The 17,247-nt window shown below is 63.0% G+C and carries 15 protein-coding genes and 1 pseudogene; 10 read left to right on the plus strand and 6 right to left on the minus strand.

Features of this window, described 5'->3' with window-relative positions; all coding sequences use genetic code 11:
• Window positions 1–23 precede the first annotated feature (23 nt).
• Window positions 24–917 carry an IS982 family transposase gene (locus tag AOK23_RS06515; protein WP_055711789.1) on the minus strand — a complete coding sequence of 298 codons (894 nt, stop codon included), beginning with the start codon at window positions 915–917 and terminating at the stop codon, window positions 24–26.
• A gap of 64 nt (window positions 918–981) precedes the next feature.
• Window positions 982–1,599: pseudogene (locus tag AOK23_RS44555) on the minus strand (GntR family transcriptional regulator); the annotation flags it as partial.
• Between the two features lie 77 nt (window positions 1,600–1,676).
• Between AOK23_RS44555 and AOK23_RS06525 the strand changes: the two are divergent.
• The 5 genes from AOK23_RS06525 (at window position 1,677) to AOK23_RS06545 (ending at window position 7,251) form a co-directional block, all read left to right on the plus strand.
• The gene (locus AOK23_RS06525; protein ID WP_055711791.1) at window positions 1,677–1,958 is read left to right on the plus strand and encodes a hypothetical protein; all 282 of its coding nucleotides are present in this window, start codon (window positions 1,677–1,679) and stop codon (window positions 1,956–1,958) included.
• Between the two features lie 537 nt (window positions 1,959–2,495).
• Window positions 2,496–2,801, plus strand: a complete 306-nt coding sequence (locus AOK23_RS06535) for a hypothetical protein (RefSeq protein ID WP_055711802.1) — start codon at window positions 2,496–2,498, stop codon at window positions 2,799–2,801.
• Between the two features lie 576 nt (window positions 2,802–3,377).
• Window positions 3,378–3,656, plus strand: a complete 279-nt coding sequence (locus AOK23_RS06540) for a hypothetical protein (protein WP_157877955.1) — start codon at window positions 3,378–3,380, stop codon at window positions 3,654–3,656.
• 464 nt (window positions 3,657–4,120) lie between these two features.
• Complete coding sequence (locus AOK23_RS47720) at window positions 4,121–4,432, plus strand: hypothetical protein (RefSeq protein WP_157877956.1); 312 nt, start codon at window positions 4,121–4,123, stop codon at window positions 4,430–4,432.
• Window positions 4,433–5,955: 1,523 nt separating this feature from the next.
• Entirely contained in the window at window positions 5,956–7,251 is a 1,296-nt protein-coding gene (locus AOK23_RS06545; protein ID WP_157877957.1) for a PIN-like domain-containing protein, read from the plus strand.
• 540 nt (window positions 7,252–7,791) lie between these two features.
• Here the strand turns inward: AOK23_RS06545 and AOK23_RS06550 are convergent.
• Both AOK23_RS06550 and AOK23_RS44560 read right to left on the minus strand, forming a co-directional pair.
• Window positions 7,792–8,763 carry a BsuBI/PstI family type II restriction endonuclease gene (locus AOK23_RS06550; protein ID WP_055711795.1) on the minus strand — a complete coding sequence of 324 codons (972 nt, stop codon included), beginning with the start codon at window positions 8,761–8,763 and terminating at the stop codon, window positions 7,792–7,794.
• On the minus strand, window positions 8,760–10,220 hold the full coding sequence (locus AOK23_RS44560; protein WP_157877958.1) for an Eco57I restriction-modification methylase domain-containing protein: 1,461 nt from the start codon (window positions 10,218–10,220) through the stop codon (window positions 8,760–8,762). Before AOK23_RS44560 ends, AOK23_RS06550 begins: the two co-directional genes overlap by 4 nt.
• Before the next feature lie 446 nt (window positions 10,221–10,666).
• Here AOK23_RS44560 and AOK23_RS06560 point away from each other — a divergent pair, with 446 nt between their 5' ends.
• The 4 genes from AOK23_RS06560 (at window position 10,667) to AOK23_RS06580 (ending at window position 14,477) form a co-directional block, all read left to right on the plus strand.
• Window positions 10,667–11,968 (plus strand): GNAT family N-acetyltransferase, encoded by a 1,302-nt coding sequence (locus AOK23_RS06560; protein ID WP_055711797.1) that lies wholly within the window; start codon window positions 10,667–10,669, stop codon window positions 11,966–11,968.
• A gap of 845 nt (window positions 11,969–12,813) precedes the next feature.
• Entirely contained in the window at window positions 12,814–13,476 is a 663-nt protein-coding gene (locus tag AOK23_RS06570) for a hypothetical protein (RefSeq protein ID WP_240496285.1), read from the plus strand.
• On the plus strand, window positions 13,449–13,949 hold the full coding sequence (locus AOK23_RS44565; RefSeq protein ID WP_157877959.1) for a hypothetical protein: 501 nt from the start codon (window positions 13,449–13,451) through the stop codon (window positions 13,947–13,949). Before AOK23_RS06570 ends, AOK23_RS44565 begins: the two co-directional genes overlap by 28 nt.
• 348 nt (window positions 13,950–14,297) lie before the next feature.
• Complete coding sequence (locus tag AOK23_RS06580) at window positions 14,298–14,477, plus strand: DUF6959 family protein (RefSeq protein WP_240496286.1); 180 nt, start codon at window positions 14,298–14,300, stop codon at window positions 14,475–14,477.
• Between the two features lie 196 nt (window positions 14,478–14,673).
• Here the strand turns inward: AOK23_RS06580 and AOK23_RS47725 are convergent, their stop codons facing one another.
• Window positions 14,674–15,222 carry a hypothetical protein gene (locus tag AOK23_RS47725; RefSeq protein ID WP_157877960.1) on the minus strand — a complete coding sequence of 183 codons (549 nt, stop codon included), beginning with the start codon at window positions 15,220–15,222 and terminating at the stop codon, window positions 14,674–14,676.
• Between the two features lie 537 nt (window positions 15,223–15,759).
• Here AOK23_RS47725 and AOK23_RS44570 point away from each other — a divergent pair.
• Window positions 15,760–16,302, plus strand: coding sequence for a hypothetical protein (locus AOK23_RS44570; protein WP_107102738.1), 543 nt, complete (start codon window positions 15,760–15,762; stop codon window positions 16,300–16,302).
• A 214-nt stretch (window positions 16,303–16,516) separates the two neighbouring features.
• On the opposite strand, the gene AOK23_RS44575 is transcribed toward AOK23_RS44570, so the two are convergent.
• The gene (locus AOK23_RS44575) at window positions 16,517–17,101 is read right to left on the minus strand and encodes a tetratricopeptide repeat protein (RefSeq protein WP_338056437.1); all 585 of its coding nucleotides are present in this window, start codon (window positions 17,099–17,101) and stop codon (window positions 16,517–16,519) included.
• Between the last annotated feature and the right edge of the window lie 146 nt (window positions 17,102–17,247).

The following is a 17,247-nucleotide window of genomic DNA, read 5'->3' on the forward strand; positions in this document are numbered from 1 at the left end:
CTAGACGAGTCATTCCGATGTGATCAGTGGTCATAAGCGATCAAGGATCGGATGACGGGCTGGCCGGTCTTGTGGTTGTGCCAGATCGCGGCGGCCATCGCGAGGATGCGTTGGGCGACGCGGACGGCGACGCCTTCGAAGGTCCGGCCACCGTGCTGTTCCAGGTCGAGCTGGCCTTTGAGGGTGTCGTTGACCGACTCGATCAGCTGCCGCACCGACTTCAGGAGGCTCTCGCCCTTGCGCTTCTTCTCGCGCTTGAACGAAGGCCGCAGCAACTCCGCGCCCCGGAAGGCCAGATCGGCCTCGAACTCCTTGGAGGCGAAGCCCTTGTCCGCGATGACCAGCAGGCCCGGCCGGTCCGTGGCCAGATGCGGTTCGCGGTCCAGCATCGCCGACAGCACCTCCCGCTCGTCCAGCTTCGGGTTCGCCAGTGCCCACAGGACTGGCATCCCGGTCGGGGTGCACACCAGGAACAGGCGCAGGCCCCAGAAGAACCGGGAGTGCGAGGCGCAGTACCCGTATCCGGCCCAGCCGGCCAAGTCCGACCGCTTCACCGTCGGACGCGAACGGCCGCACTCAACCGGCGTGGAGTCGATGATCCAGTGGTTGTCGAACCAGAAGTCCGTATCGACGGCCAGTAACCGTATTGCCCTCTTGACCAGCGGCAACGCTGCACGCAGCCGCTTGTTCCAGCCCGGCTGCCTGGGAACGTACGGGAACATCGCCCCCAGCCTGGAGTCCACGAACCGCAGCCAGCGCGACTCCGAGGCGAAGCCCAGCAGAGCCTGCGCGACGGCGAGGGTGACCAGCTCGGAATCCGTCAGCTGCGGCGGTCGGCCAAGCCATCGGGTACCTCCGATCTCGTCGTCGATCTTCACGTACAGTGCGGTCAGCAGGGCGTCTAGGTTGTTCGTCACACAACGATCTTGGACGCCCTGTCTGCGTTCCCGGACACACCGTCAGCATTCGGAATGACTCGTCTAGGAGGGAGGCTTCCTCGGCGGTGGCTTGGCGGGGCTCGGGCTGCTCGACGGCGTGGCTGACGGTGACGCCGATGGCGGCCATGCGGTTGACGACGCCTGCCCCGGCGTGGGGCCCGCCCTCGGGAAGGACGACGAGGGTACCGGCGGTGAGGTCGTAGGGTTCCCAGCTCGTGGAGAGCTGCACGGGCCGGCCGTCGGCGAGGAATTCGTACGCGGTGCGGACGCACAGATCGCCCTCGCCGATACCAAGCCGCGCGGCGATGTCCGCCGGGGCGGGCACCTTGGCGTCGGTCCGGCTCTCCCAGTCGCCTTGCTTGCCGAGACCTCTCATGTCGGCGCGGAACGGCGACTCTTGGGAGTCCTCGCGCGCGGAGGACCGTACGACACGGACGCGTTGGCGGGGCTCGGCGACGTAGGTGCCGGATCCGGCCCGGCCCTCCAGCACGCCCTGGGAGATCAGCAACTCTTGCGCCCGGCGGACGACGTTCTCGCCCACACCGCACTCGTGGCCGATCTGGGCCCGCGACGGCAGACGGTCTCCCGGTTCCCAGACCCGCTCGGCGATCCGCCGTCGTAGCTCGTCGGCGATGCGGAGATAGGGCGGCTGCTCAGGCATGTGGAAAATCTAGTCCACTAGCTCTAATCTAGTTAACTAGCTTCACTGAAAGTGATCGCTGGTGACGGAGGCTGCCTGTGCCCGCTTCGGGATCGAAAGCGGCGGTCATCGCCGCCCGGCTGTCCGCCGTCGGACTCTCCGTGCGCGTGGAGGAGCACGCCGACCGCACGTCGGTCGAGGCGGAGTTACCGGATTCGCTCTCCACCGAGTCGTGGAGGGAGGTCCTGGAAGCGGTGGCCGAGGCGGACCGGTTCGGGCTCCTCGCCGCCAGCGTGAACGGCCGCACTCTCTGGGCGGCGGTGGTGAAGAAAGAGGTCCCCGCGACGGGCGATGTCGGGGGACCTGGCCGTCAGCGATAGGAGCTGATTCAGCGTGCTCAACCGTATCCGCCGCGCCGTCTCCCTTGCCAGGGGGCGGCGTTCACCAAAGGGCCGGCACCGCCGCCCCTTAACTCGCGCCTGTTCACCGGCCCGTCGTGCCCCCTCGGCGCCTCTTGAGAAGCAGGCGGTGGCCTTGGGGCATGCCCTGGAGCGGGCGAGGTACCGCCGCTCGCTGAGGGGTGGAGAGGTTGCCCTCGTCCGCCCGTACATCCTGGCGTGGGAGCAGCGGGTGCAGCATCCGGTACCGGTTGCTGCGGGGCGCCAAGTGCTGGCCGAGAGGCACCCGGTCCTCTGGGGGGTTGGCTGATGTCCTCGCAGGAACAGCCGCGCAGCCCGAACGTCGCCTACAGGTCGGCTGCATGCCGGATCGGGACGCACCGCGACTGCACCGAATGCTCTCCGGCTGCGGCGCCGACCGGCGTGCCGTTGATCTACGAGACCTGCGACTGCCAGTGTCATGCAGCGTCAAGTGACATGCCGGCGCTTCCCATCAAGGCGACCGAGAGGCACGCAGGCATGACGGCACAGAGGGGGCTCAGGCTCCTGCCCTGGGCTGGACCGGACGGCAAGCCGTGCTACCTGAGCACCGACGACCCCGAGGGCTACATGTCGCGTCTGGCGGACCATATCGAGTCGGTCCAGCTGGGCATGGCGAGGGAGCTCCTGGAGGAAGCGCGTCAGGTTCCCGACGGCACGCCCATGAACGTGCACAAGCTGAGCCTCCTCGCGGGCCAGCTGGCGGGCGCCCTGCGAGACGTGATCCGTGTGGCGACGAGCCGTGGGGAGCGCCTGGCACTACCAGGGGACTCTGAAGACGAATGATTGCTTGATCACAGTCCGAAAACTTCGAGACAGCACAGATGAAACGGCCCCTGACCAGGTCATACGGTCAGGGGCCGCTGTCATGTGCGATGTCTGGCTTACACCGTGGTTTCACTGCGTGGCTTCCCGCTGGATCGGGCACGTGGACTTTCTGATCCGTAGCTCTGGAGAGATCGGTCATTGGAGGTCATACAGGTTGCGGGAAGGGCCGTGGGAGCCGGCGGTGGGTGCTGACGGTTGCTGGCGTTGCGGTACTCAGTTGCGGTACCGCATCACAGATCCACCCGGTTGCCCATTGCGTGACCGATGATCATACGAGTCAGCTTGCAATACCGACCTACGGACAGTGGCTCATGGCGTTGGACATTTGTGACCCAGGAGATCCGTAACCGTGTGCCTCCCGACGTCGTTGTGGAGGCGGACGCGTGACATAAGGAGGGCGAGGGGCTCCACCCCCTCGCCCTCCAATGAGGTATCGCTACCTCACCAGCGAGCGCGACCCCCTCGCGATCGACGACTATTCGCAAACGATCGGTCGCGAGGGCCCTGTGTCGGCCCACATCTATTGGAGTGATCTTGCCCGCTCGTGACCACGCCGCTGAAGACTCTTCTGTTGCGCCCTCTCCGCAAATCGCTGCTTCACCATCGAGTAACGATCAACTGGCGATTCTTGTGGAGAAGGGTAAGATTTTTCAGAGGGCATTGTCCCTGTTGGTCGGCGGCGGCGTTGACCTAACCCTGATGCTTACCCAGCATGAAACTTGGATGCAGGGTGCTTGGCATGCTGCGGCTACCGTCGGGGTGCTGAACACGCTGGTCATCGTCTCCGAGAAGGTTCGCGTCGTCGTGTCGTAAATCTCCACGACTTGCACCTCTCCCTCTTGAGCTTCTGCGCCTGACTTAATGGGCTAGGCGCAGAAGCTTTCACTGCGCCCGATCCGACGTGGTGCTAACGATGGGCCTGGACCAGGGTTACTTAGCTGCCCCCAGACCGCACGATTATGCAGTTACCTCACTCGATCGGGTGATTCCGCCAGTGGAGCATATTGCCCGATTTGATACCCTTTGCGCACCTTGTCGAGTGATCCTCCGTGATGCATTCACTAAAGCTTGACGGTGAATGCTTACGGCTTGATGGTGCCAGGGTGGATAACCCTGATATGCATTCGTTCCCCCTCATGCTCTCGGGCTGAGGTGGGCCGTTCCGTCAGGGAAGCTTCGAGCGGATCTCGTCCCGAACCAGGATCCGCTGGCCAAGCGGCTGCCGGAGGCGCACGAGCTGTGGCAACATCATCTCCCCGAGGGGGGAGGATTGACCGGTGACAAATTACCGATGCGGGTTGTGCTCCTATGGGAGTGACGATCTCGATGATCTTCACCAGCACTCGACCCAGACCGAGCACGTCTCGGCTGGGTCGACCGAAGGCAAGTCCAACAAAGGCAGGGTGGCCGCTGGGATCAGCGTTGGCCTTCTAACCGGCACCACTTTGGCCTTCGCCTGGAAGTACAAGACACTTCAGTCTCTGGCCGCCGGCCTGGTAGTACAAGTAGCGGAGTTGATTGCGGAGAACGAGTACCTGAAGTCGGCCAGCGGCGCAGGGAAGACACTCAATGGCTATCGTGCACGCTGAGTAAGGGCAGCAGCCTCGCGGCACTCTGGTAGGGGCTCAGCAGACGAAGTCCGGCCATCGGCCAGAGCAAGCCCCGCCGGCGAGAAGCACATGGGTGGCGCCTTGCGCGGTGACCTCTTCGTCCCGACGCCACTTGGGCGGAGGCTGGGACTTGAGCCGGTGGGCCTCTGGCCTGCTCTGATGGTCCGCAGACGTTCGTGGGCGTCCGCCGTTGTGCGTCTGCGTTGTCACTCAGTTAGACACTCACCCGCTCAACGGTCGATCGCCGACGGGTGCGTTGTCAGTGCTTGCGTCTATGGTCTCAAGCGCGCGGTCGGCTTCCGGGGGTTCCAGCCCTGAAGGGATGGCTTCATCCCCGGCCTGTCTGGGGGCGGCTCGGACACTCGTCCGGGACCTAACCGACGGCCGGGCTTCGTCGATGGCCACGAGGTGACCTGCCAGCGCCGGCCGCGCGCCCCCTTCTCGCGGGGGCGGACGCACGCTTTCCAACTGTGTTGGTAGGGCGTCGGCGTACATGCAGGGGCGTTCACCAGCGTTCATGGGCGGTTGGTCGCTGGCGCTGCGAGCGCTACAGGTCCCGCCTGACCGGCCGCGAACGCTGCTGAACGAGACGGAAACTGAGACGGCCGCCCATGGTCCTAGAGCTGACCTCGCCACCATGGCACGTCCAGGCTGTCAGCCGGGATCACCTTGGCTCTAGCCAGGATCTTCCTGTCGAGGGCCCATACGAGGGCGCGTAGCTCACGCGCGCTCTTCCTCGGCAGGGCGTGAAGCACGGCTTCGAGGTGGCCACGGAAATCGACCCCGTAGCACCCGCACTCGAGGATGCCGCAGTCAGGACCTACGAGTGGGTCCGCAAGTTGACTGAGAGGGCCGTGAGCCAGGGCCTTCCAGCGCCAGAACGCTTCTTCCGTGACTTCGGGCCAGAAGCGGGTCCGCTCAAGTCGGCGCAGGTCAGCTGTGCAAGATCCTGAGAGGCGGTCAATGAACGGGTACCGTCGCTGCCTCGGCCGGCGGGTAGGACGGTCACCCCGCAGGGATGAGGGGCGCCTACGCGGCATTGCCCTTTCGGCTGTCGGTCATGAGGGCAAGGTACAGAACGACGTATTCGGTGGCCACCGTGTATTCGGTGACCGGAGCCCTGAGCTTGGGAAGATACGGTCTTTCTGAGGCTCGTTGGCGCGTCGACCCGGGCGAACGGCCGTGCCGTGGCCTCCTCGGGCTCGCCTGCTCTCACCGTGACGCCCCGCTATTCCCCGCTCTATCTGGTGCGCTTGTGGTGCAGAGGCGTTGCTCGGCCGTTTGAGGTAGTGGGCCATGGTTGGATCGGTGACCAGACAGCTCGGTTGCGCACCACAGACGAAGACCAACACGTGATCCACGATACCCAGGACACGAGTGACGTCTGTCCGGAAGGATCGGCGTCGAGTCGGACTCTTTCATCGGTCCGAGGAAGGGCGACCGCGATGGCAGGGACAGAGGCAAGCCCGCTGGCCGAGGGAGGTTCGCCGATGCCAAGGGGCATGTTCGACGGGTTCGACGAGTATCGAACACCTTCCGTGGAGGACTACCAGCGGTTGTTCAGCTTCGGGCTGGTCGTCGTCGATACCAACGTGCTGTTGACCTTGTACCGGTCGAATCAGCGGACACGGGAAGACCTGCTGACTGTCCTGGACAGGTTGCGTGAGCGTCTTTGGGTGCCGCATCAGGTGCTTGCCGAGTTCTGGCGCAACCGCGAACAAACCTCCGTTCTTGGCCACCACCGCGCTCGTGCCAGGGAGGCCGGCGAGGCGTTGGCCAAGGCTGGACGGTCTGCCAGTGATGCACTCGACCGATGGCTGAAGCAGGTTCACGTCGGTGACGACGCCGAGATCAACAGCGCGATCGCAGACCACCGAGAGCAACTTGACGAAGTGTTGCTCGCGCTTCAGTCCTTGATTGAACGCCAAGCAGACAAGGACGTGATCGCCGACGCAACCGATACGAATGCTGATCCGGTACTGGCCCGGCTGGAGCCCATCCTTGAGGGGCGAATCGGTCCGCCCCTCGCTGAGCAGGAGTACGCGGAGGCGTTGCAGGAGGCGAACCGCCGAGGTCAGGCCGAAGTGCCGCCGGGTTACGAAGACTTCAAGAGCAAACCCGCTGAGCAGGCAGCCGGAGACTATCTCGTCTGGGAACAGACTCTGAAGGAAGCCGAGCGCGTTGGATCCGATGTGCTGTTCGTGACCGGGGACAGTAAAGAGGACTGGTGGAAGCAGAGGAATGGGGTCATCCCTGCGCGTCCCCGTCCCGAACTTGTCCGGGAGATGGTGCGTCGGACCGGGCGTCGACTCTTCATGCTGCAACCCAGTGGGCTGCTCGAACAGGCTCAACAGGTACTGGAGCTTGAGGTGGAGACATCGTCGGTTCTTGACCTGGAGCAACTGCAGACAGCGGAATCCAGCGGCAAGGACGAGTGGACCTCCGAGGCACTCGAAGCGCTTGTGGATCTTCTGCTCGGACAGGCGAGTGTGCAGGCGTACGCCATGTTGGATGCGGCACAGAACGAGGGATTCGTCAGTCGCGCCACCGTGTACGAGATCGGCGGATACGACGAGACGCGCATGCTGCGCGGATTCACACGGCCGGTGAAGACCGCGGCCAAGAGACTCCAAGAGCAGGGCATTGCAACCGGGGACGCCGACACGTTGTTGGTAGCGGTCTACGATCCCGCATTCGATGCGGTTTCGGCGAGCGGCTTCCGCCTCGCCAAGGAGGCGGTGCCTTTGCTGCGCCCGATCGCCCAGCGAGTCTACGGTGAGGATGCGCGCATCACGTGAAGCGGCGCCCGAGCGGCCGTACCGCAGATGACGCACCTTGCTCAACAAGCGCTGGGTGGCTACAGACCGAGGTGGAGCGGGACCCCAGGCCGGTATTAACGACGGCAGAAGCGGATGCCGAAGGCCCCAGACCATGATGGTCCGGGGCCTTATGACTGGTGCCCTCGGCAGGATTCGAACCTGCGCACACGGCTCCGGAGGCCGCATGAGCTTGAGGCAACGCCGCTGGTCGGGGCCTTGCGGATGCTCAATTGTCTAGGAGCCGTCCACAGGTAGTCCACGGGAGTCGGACCACCGCCTTAAGATCCGCATCCCATTGTCGCTGGACCGACTTGCTCACCGACGCCCTGGTGCGGTTTTACGCAGTCCCAACCTAGGTTGACCAACACGGTCGCGCCCCTGCGAACGGCAATACCCCGAACCGAGGCTGTGGAACCCGGCGCTCACCCCGACGCCTCAGGCTGGCCACCTGCTCGCAAAGAAACTCGAACGACGAAGCAGTCCGCCGAGGAACCGACGGACCGGTCGCAAAAGTCGAGGCTAGCGCTCGTAAGGGCCTAGGAAGCGTGAGCCGTTTAGGTGAATAAGATGATCAGGATCGTCCGCCACCCATGCCTCAGTCTCCCAAGCGAGCTCAGGGAGCCACTGGCGCATCGCCTCACGGTTCTCGAAGCAATTCACGAAAACAAGTCCCGCGACAGGTGTCGCAAACAGTTCTCGTAGGGTACGGTGGCGCTCGTCATCGAACGGACCCTTGCTTTTCACGGCCTCCATAAGGAAGAGCCACTTCCGTACTTCGTCGTGAAGGACGAGGTCCGGCATTCGTCCGTGAGGATCGAAAGTCAGCCCAAGCGTCCGCTCGAAAATCCCTTTCTCGAAGCGAGTGTGCTTCCCTCGAGTGTCTCCGAGGTAGAGCACCTTTGCACCGGGCGCAAAGCGCGGCACAAACTCCTCGACCATTTTCTTAAGCAGTGGATTCTGCCCAGCGGGAGAGAGTAGGAACTCATCCCCGTCAGGAAGATCCACAGAGATCATAGCGGCGTGCAGGGCTTCCGCCCGCGCTCTAACTGCCTCCGACGCTTGATCAAGAAAATCCGTAAGAGCGTTCTCGAAAGCGTCCGTGCCATACGCCTGGACTGCTTGAACCGCCTCGTCGGATAGGCAGTACTCGTTCAGTTGCGAGTTTGTGGCGATATTCAAGTTATCCGGGTTGAGAACTGCAAATCCGTTATCAACCCACTGACGCAGGGTCTTCTTACGGAAGTCTTCCCGGCTACCGGTGGCGTAGGGCTTGGCCCAATGTATGCCAGACCAGTCCATTATCTTCTGCACGCCAAGACGCGGGGTGGTCGCGTCGGCCCAGTGGTCTCCAGGCTTCAGGCCGGCAAGCGCGAGCAGCGTCACGGCACTGCGGACATTGTGTCGCTGTGCGTCGAACCCGAAGCTTTTTAGCAGCGCCCGTGCGGTGTCGATGGTCGCTACCGTCTCGTCGATGTCGTTGCTGGTGGTCACGCGGTTGAGTCTGGCATCTCCGAGAAGAGTTCAGCTACCACGGCATCCAACGCCTCCTGGTTGGGCAGGCCGTCGGGCGCGGTCTTGGCGAGAAGAATTAGGTCCTCGCGGGAGGGGAATGGGAGTCGGCGTAGGTCGCCCGCATTGACCTGAGTGTGGCCCGAGAATGCTCGGAAGTATCGATCCAATACGGTCGAGTTTAGCCAAAGCATGAGGCCGCGGGCGAGGTTCTTCTCAAGCGGCTTATTCGATTCATGTAGATAATTCGTCTTGTTGTCGAATGCGACCTTACTGGGTCCATCCCAGAGCGCAGCAATGACACGTCGGCGGTCCTCCTTCGCAGTTTGACGTTTCACGACAACATACGGACCTTGAGGGAGGAGTTGGCGAATTGCTGCCTCGTCGACGGCAATGAATCCCTGCGGTTTTCTCGCGTTCGTTTGCGGCCATTCGATCCCACCGGATCGAATGTTTGACTGATAAATCATTGGGGTGACGCCAGGGGTGTTGAGATTATCAGTCAAGTATTGACGGTTACGAAAATCGACTACCTTTCCCGTGCTGACGCTGATGCCGAGTTCGGTCAGAGTGAATCTCGCCGCCGGGGGTACCGATACATCGTCGGCGAAGTGCACGATTTTGTCATCGTCTTCAGCTTGGACGATCGTGGAGAATGGCACGGAGCGCTGGATGGGCTCCTCCTCGTGCGCAACCGACTTTGAGAGGATCACGTCGGGAGCTTGATGCCTCAAAGTGAAGGCGACAATGACGTTCTCCTGCTTTACTTTCGTATCTGAAAATACCTTGGTGCGGCTTTCGAATTCGTGGAGCACGTCGAGACTCGCGGTCGACATTAGCCAGCGGCGGAATGGGCGATAATAGGGCCCGTTTGCCCATGAGCGGGGAACGATGAAAACTCCCTGCCCGTCCTTCTTGAGTGAAGCGACTGCCCGTGCCCAGAAGGCCACGTAGGCGTTTGGGGTATCGACGGCGCGCGCTGCCGTTGCAAGCCGTGTGGGCGAATCTGAGGCAAGCTTCCCATACGGCGGATTGGCGATCACGAGATCGAACGGACCATCCAATTGGGCGCCTTCTTCAAGCAAGTAGTCACCTTCGATCAGGTCGTAGGAGATACCGTAGGCGGCCTGGCAATCCTCGAGAGTGGCGCGCAGGTAAGGCGTGATGAAGGGGTCGGTTTCCACGGCCACGACGTGGACCGCAACCTCGGGGCGCTCGGTATGCAGTCGATCGACGAGGGCGGCGCTCAGAGACCCCGTGCCAGCTCCTGGATCGAGTACCCGGACCGTGCCACTGAGGTCGTCGACTCGAAGCATCGAAGCCATCAGCGTGGCTGCCTTCATGGGAGTGAAGAACTGTCCTAGCACCGCTTGCGTACTCGGGTCTAGTTTGCTGAGAGCAGCTTGGCGCCGGGTCTCAGTGCTGGCGATCGGATCCACGCAGAGAGACTAACGGTTCAGGCGGGGAGGGCAGTGCCGCACGACGCAAGACCGTGGGTGATCTGCCACCGAGCTGCAGCTTTTGCCGGCCGAGGAAGCGAATGGCCACCCGACCGCAGCTCCCCCTGTATCTGGCAGGGGCGTGGCACGGACCTCAGCCGACGACAGTCAGCCATGAGGGCGGGTGCGCCCGCCGGCGAGGACCTCGATAACTGAAGTTGCTGTACTTCCGTGCTGTAAGGCTCGACCCTCTGGGGGGCGGCGTTGGCGAGGTTGTGCGGATGGTCAGGGCCTCGGTGGAGGGCGCCCGAGAAGCCGCTCACGCCGAGTAAGCGTGGGCGCGTACTGGTGGATTGCCCCAGATCTCGCTCCGCGCTCTTCCCGAGGCTTGCATTGACAGGAATGATCAGCCTGAACGATCCGGCTAGAGCCATGGAGCAGAGCGCATGACCGAGCGGACTTTCCACCTTGTTGCTGATCCGAGCAGTCGGGACACCAGGAAGGTCCGGGTTCGGGCCTCACGCTGGTTCGCCACTGTCCAACTCGACCGAGACAGTTACGTCGATGCCGTGGCCGCACGGGGCGACGAAATAGATCTACCCGCGGATTACGTCGAGGCAGTCGACAAGGCGCGCGATGCGGCAATGGACTGCATTCGGTATGACGGTTACCGGGGTCCATTCTACTTCGGGCGTGGTCCTCGCTGGATCGACTTGTGCGCTCGTTTTCGAGACGTAGAGGCTACGGTCGATGCGTTGCGCGTAGCTGAGCTCAAACACGACTACAGCGGACTGCACGCACTCGCTGACCGGCTCGCATTACCCATTGATGAGTGGTTGTCTCCCGGTGAGCGAGAGCTGATCCGCGGAGTGGACTTCGACCCACCTCCCGGGGTGTTCCTGAAGTTCCTGCGCGCCGAGGCCACTAAGCGGGGTTTGCGCCTCAACGGTCGGGCGACGGCTGGCAGCGTGTGGGTTCGCCCCACACTGTCCGCCGCTCAGAAGCAGATTCGGGAGATGTTGCCCGAACAGTATCCGGGGTGGGTGGACCGCTGGACCGGTTACATCGAATCCGAGGATGCACCCTTCCGACCTTGGGTGGGAGGCAGCGACGAGGACCTGAGCCGCGGTGCGATCCCGGTCCGATTCCAGCAGTTGGAAACAGAGAGTGGCGACCACTGCCCGTGCGGCATGCGTCTTCGAGATGTGGGGGATGACGACAACGCTCACCGCGTCCATCATGCGAATTGGGCGCTAGGCGTCCGGGTGCCAAAGGGCCTTGACTGGTGGGGTGATTTGGTAGTGGTCACTACGCAGTCACCCATTTCGTGGCGGAAGTTGGCCTATCAGGTCGCACGCATGCCGCAGAGGGAGGACAACTACGATTTCCCCTCGTGGTCCCACATGGGCGAGCCCGAGGCTACTTCGGACAATTATCGCGTTTACCTGTTGAAAGTAGACGGGCGTGTCATCGGCTACGTGGCAGCTCACGACACTACCAAGCACCGTCGCTGGGATTTGGCCGACGGGTCCAAGTACGGAATAGAGGACGCCACCTTACGCCCCCGAATCATCCTCATTTGGGTAGCAGACGCCTACCGGCACCGCGGCATTGGCGCCACGCTCGTGCAGGCACTCGCCACCGACTTTGGATGCAAGGTTGCGGATGTATCCTGGTCGACTCCCGTAAGCGCTGCGGGCCGCCGCCTTGCTCACCGACTCTCACCCGATGGCATCTGGATCAGCTGAACGGCCTTGCAACTCCTAGTGGTCTGAGAGCCGGCGTACGAAAGGCGGGCGAATAGCCACCGCTTTAGGAGTTCGATCTCCTCTCGTCCCGGATGGGGCACACCTCAGTCACCGGTGCCGCGCGTAGGTGCTGAGTGTCACCGCCGTCCGGGGACGTTGATGTCAACGTTGGATGTCAGCGGAAGAGCTGCGGCACGGGGCAGGGCTCCAAAGGCTCATCCGGCCGGTCGGCCCAGTTCCACCAGACATGCCGACCGCTACACCTCCACAACGTCCGGCAGGTCCGCCGGCCATCGTCCTCCCGCCTGGAGAGGACGAAGCCACCAGACTTCATGGGCTGGCTGCACTCGGGACAGGCCGCGGCGTCGTCGGTCATGCCGCGCACCTTAACGGTGCGACCGCTTCGTCCCGAAGCCACTGCGGCGAGTGCCTGACCTCCAGCCCGATGTACCTCTCACCTGCTGCGACGGTCCGCAGACGTCCGCGGTTGTCCGCCGTTGTTCGTTGGCGTTGTCACGCAGTTAGACACTCACCGCTGATGCGTCCTGGGAGTGCTTGCGGAGGAGCAGCATCTGATCTGTCGCTCTACAGAGACAGGTCACTGACGGTCATACAGGCTAACGGAAGGGCCCTTACGGCCATTGGTGGGTGCTGGGGAGTTGCTGCGGTTGCTGTACTCCACTGCTGTACGCGGGAGCGGCGGCGTACGTACCGCTACCGACGTAGCGTGACCCTCAAATTACCCTCAGGAACAAGGGGATTTGCTTGAGGTGGCCATGGCAGGCCCATAGTGTCGAGACATCGGGTCGCCGCACACGGCGATCTGCGACCAGGGGGGAATACGTATGAGCATCGGCATGCGTCGAGCTGCCATTGCGCCGGCCACGGCCCTGCTGCTCTGTCTTGGAACGGTAGGGACGGCGAGCGCGGACCAGGACGCACCGGTGTCTTTCACGAGCGGCTCTGACCAGGCCGTGGACGAGGACATCGTTGGTGAGGCGGACACTGTCGAGATAAACGAGCGCGAGGGGTGGGAGGACGTCGAAGCCGAAGACGTCACACAGCCGCCCATCTGCTCGGGCCCGGAAACGTGGATAGAGATCAAGAAGAAAAAGAACTACCACGTGCCGTCATGGTGGAACGGCACCAAGTACAAGGACGGTCCGGGCGGGACAATCAAGGTCGAAGTGAAGAAGTCGGGGACCATCTCGGCCGAGGTGACCGGCACGATTGAAGCCGAAGCCAGTCTGGTCATCGCGGCGGCCAAGTCCTCTATCAGTTACAAGATCGCTGGCAGTGTCACGGTCTCGACGGGGCATACCTATACGCGCAACATCACCAGAAACAAGTACGGTCACATGCAATACGGTTCGTGGGGCTACAAGGTGAAGTGGGAGAAGTATCGGCGTAAGGGGGACGGCTGCGGTAGGGCGACACTGATCGACAGCGGCACGGCGACACTGCCCACTAAGGAGACCGGATGGAAGTACTGGGAGACCTCATCATGAGGCCCCGACCGGCGTGGCTCGTGGGCTGCGTCCTGGCCCAAACCCTTCTGCTGACGTCCTGTACATCGGATGACAACCCCGCATCCGAACCCACCGCCTCACCGACCTCTACCCGTCGGAGCACCGATGCGGAGACGGAAAAGAAGCTCACGAAAGAGGTCCAGTCGGCCCTCGACGACGTGACGGACCAGGGCAGTTCGATGGTCGAGTCCGGTGTTGAACGAGTCTCCGAGGGAGTCCATACACAGCCCGACTTGGTCGAAGGCGCCACGTACAAGGTCTCCGTGGTATGCGCCGGCAAGGGAGACGCGGAGATCGTGTTTACCCCGACCGCCGCAGCCTCGAAGAAGCCGGTGGTCTGCGACGGGACCCTGGTCTTCCAACGCTTCATCGCCAAGGACTCACTCCAGATCGACGTCAAGGGGAAGTCGGGTGCAACAGGCATGATTGCCTGGCGCATCAACGAGGTCTGACCGCATCCGATCCACCGTCCGACTCGGTCGAGTTAGATATCTGGGCTGCAAGGTCTTCCGAAGCCGACTTCACCGGACAACGTCGAACGGCCCCACTGCGGAACGGTGGGGCCGTTCGACGTTGTCCGGTGAAGTCGGCCGAGCGGGCCCGCTCCACCACGCTTTCCAACTGTGGGGGTGCCCCGCTTGGCCGCGTACGGGGCTGTTCACCTGCGTTCATGGGCGGTCGGTCGTGGAGGCGGCTACCGGCTTCCGTCCGGCCTGAACGGCTGTGAACGGCGCTGAATGAGACGGAAACTGAGACGGAGGGCGGGGCCGGGCTCGCTAGCATCGCCGCCAGGAGTGCTGATGCAGGGCGACTCCCTCCACGTTCTTCGTAGTGATCTGGCTGAAGTGGTGGAGGCGTGCGAGAGTGGCGACCTGGCCGAAGCTCAGGACGCTGCCGGCGTCCTCTTGGCGGGCCTCGACGCTGTGCTGACGCGCTACGCGAATGCCCTGCAGGAGTACGCGATTCCCCGGCCGTATTGAGTGGCGGGGTCAACGACCGCTTCGTCCCGAAGCAACTCGCGATAGTCACTGTCCTTGGGCTGGTGCTCCCTTTGCCTGCGCTGATGGTCGCTGACGTCTATGGTCGTTCACGGCCATGCGTCGTCGTTGTCACGCAGTTAGAAACTCACCGGGGACAGGTTCGTGTTCGCTCAAGCCCGGCTCTAACTCGTTTGTACTAGTGGCTCTGACGGAGGGATGGCCATCCGATCTCCTCACCGGGGAACTGTATTGCAGCGAGGCCTAATTCCTGCCGGGCTGCGAGCAGAAATGCTTGTTGGACCGACCACAGCGCTATGAACGTCTCGGAGGGAAGGGCTGCTTCGGATTGCGTCGCACGCGTGTTGGCGATCTGTCGGACACTCCAAACGACGTTGTTTGTTGCGCGCAATGTATCGGGCGATTCACACACAAGGCGAACAGCTGTAGCGGCTGTCTCAAGTCGTTCCTTGTAGGGCCGCCCAGCTTGATCGAAGACAGGCATCAGTTCACCAGGAAACCGTGGATTCGGAACAGCGGTGATGTTGGCAGAGGGATCCAGTACGAACGCCACATACTGCCGGTAGGCGGCCGCGAATTCTTTGTAGGCCGCAAGGCGAATATCTCGCCATTGACGCGCGTGATCACGTCGCGACAAGCGATCTTGATTGTGAATCGATAACCAGCCCCCCAAAACCACGCCAAGCAGTGCGACTACTGCCGTGATCGAAGTGCTCAAAATACTCATCGACGCATCCCTCCCCGGCTGCGACTGGCCAGGACAGTGTCGCGCAGGTCAATGAATTGCGCATCAACCGACCAGCAGCCACGACGGCCAACGCCGTGGACAAGGGTGCCTGCGCCCTCAGCTTGGGACTCATGTCCCCTGGCGGTAGTTGCTGCGGTGACCTGCGGCGAAGCTGATGTGAGAGGTGGCGGGATGGCTCGTTGTTTCCCGCCATTCCCCGTGGTTCCCCGCACGACCTGGCACGGATCTGGCACGACCACTTCGTCCCGAGCTCTCGGGGCAGAGGTCGCGATAGCTGTTCAGCTGGCCATTGAAGAGTGCTGGCGGACAGCTACGGTCGTCGTGGTTGCTGTACTTCGCTGCTGTACCGCAGGGATCAGGGCGCTCGCTGCCGACGCTGCTGTGCACCGGTTGGCGTACGTCGGTGAGCTCGCACAGAGCCATGGCGCTGTCGTCCTCCCATAAGGGAGGATGCAAGAGAGTGCCAGCGATCAAGAGCAAGACGGGGTGGGGATGAAGCAGGGGGATTCTGAGTCTGTGGTCGGCACCGATAAGCCGACGGGCCAGGAAGCACGCGAAGCCTGGAGCTCAGAGGCGTACTTGATCCTCGTAGGCGTAGCGCAGACCTACCACGCAGTGATCACTTACAAGGAGTTGGCGGAGGAGATTCAGAGCAGGACCGGCATCCGGACCAAGAGTCTCCTGCACAACTGGATCGGTCCGATCTTGGGCCGGGTGGTGCGTGAAGCCCACCGTCGCGGCGACCCACCACTGACGGCCCTGGTGGTCCATACAGACGACGGCAAGGTGGGCAGTGGCTACAAGGAAGTTCTGGCCGTCGCCGGAGAGGCACCGGTAGATGACGAGCTGGAACGCGAGCATCACGCTGCCGACGCACGCCTGGCTTGCTACCGCCACTTTGGGGCGACCATGCCGCCTAGCGGTGGTGTGCCGGCCCTCGCCCCCAGACTGCAAGCCGCGGTCGAGCGTCGGCGCGAGCGCACTGAAAAGCCTGCCCACGTTTGTGAGCGCTGCTTCGTCCAACTGCCTTCGACAGGCATTTGCGATTCGTGCGGTTAGTCGACGACCGCTTCATCCCGAAGCAACTGCGGCGAGTGCCTGAGCTCCAGCCGATGTACCTCTCACCTGCTGCGATGGTCCGCAGACGTCCGCGGTTGTCCGCCGTTGTTCGTCGGCGTTGTCACGCAGTTAGACACTCACCGCTGATGGGTCCTGGGGGGCTTGCCGAGGAGCAGCATCTGTCCGTAGCTCTACAGAGATCGGTCGGGGACGGTCATACCGATTGCTCGGGGGTGTCTGAGGGGGGCTGATGGTCGGGGGCAGTTGCTGGGGTTGCTGTATCTGGTTGCTGTGCAACTGCTGCAGCTCTTCGGGTGTAGGCGAGGTTGTTGCGGCTGTTCAGGGTGTGGGGGTGGGTGTCGCCGAGGACGTGCTCGCGCTGGGTGAGGGTGGCCTCTAGCAAAGGGATGGCCCGTTCCAGGTCCCCCGCCGCGTAGTAGGCATGGGCGAGGTTGTTGCGGCTGTTCAGGGTGTCGGGATGGGTGTCGCCCAGCACTTGCTCGCATTGGGCGAGGGTGGCCTCTAGCAGGGGGATGGCCCGTTCCAGGTCCCCCGCCGTGTAGTAGGCGCTGGCGAGGTTGTTGCGGCTTGACAGGGTGTGGGGGTGGGTGTTGCCGAGGACCTGCTCGTACTGGGTGAGGGTGGTCTTGTACAGGGGGATGGCCCGTTCCAGGTCCCCCGCCGTGTAGTAGGCGCTGGCGAGGTTGTTGCGGCTTGACAGGGTGTGGGGGTGGGTGTTGCCGAGGACCTGCTCGTACTGGGTGAGGGTGGTCTTGTACAGGGGGATGGCCCGTTCCAGGCCCCCGGCTGCCTAGTAGGCGCTGGCGAGGTTGTTGCGGCTGGACAGGGTGTGGGGGTGAGTGTTGCCGAGGACTTGCTCGTCTTGGGTGAGGGTGGTCTTGTACAGGGGGATGGCACGTCCCAGCCCCCGCCTGCCTTGTAGGC

The sequence above is a fragment of the Streptomyces torulosus genome (assembly GCF_001419765.1).
In the GTDB taxonomy this organism is placed as follows: Bacteria; Actinomycetota; Actinomycetes; order Streptomycetales; family Streptomycetaceae; genus Streptomyces; species Streptomyces torulosus.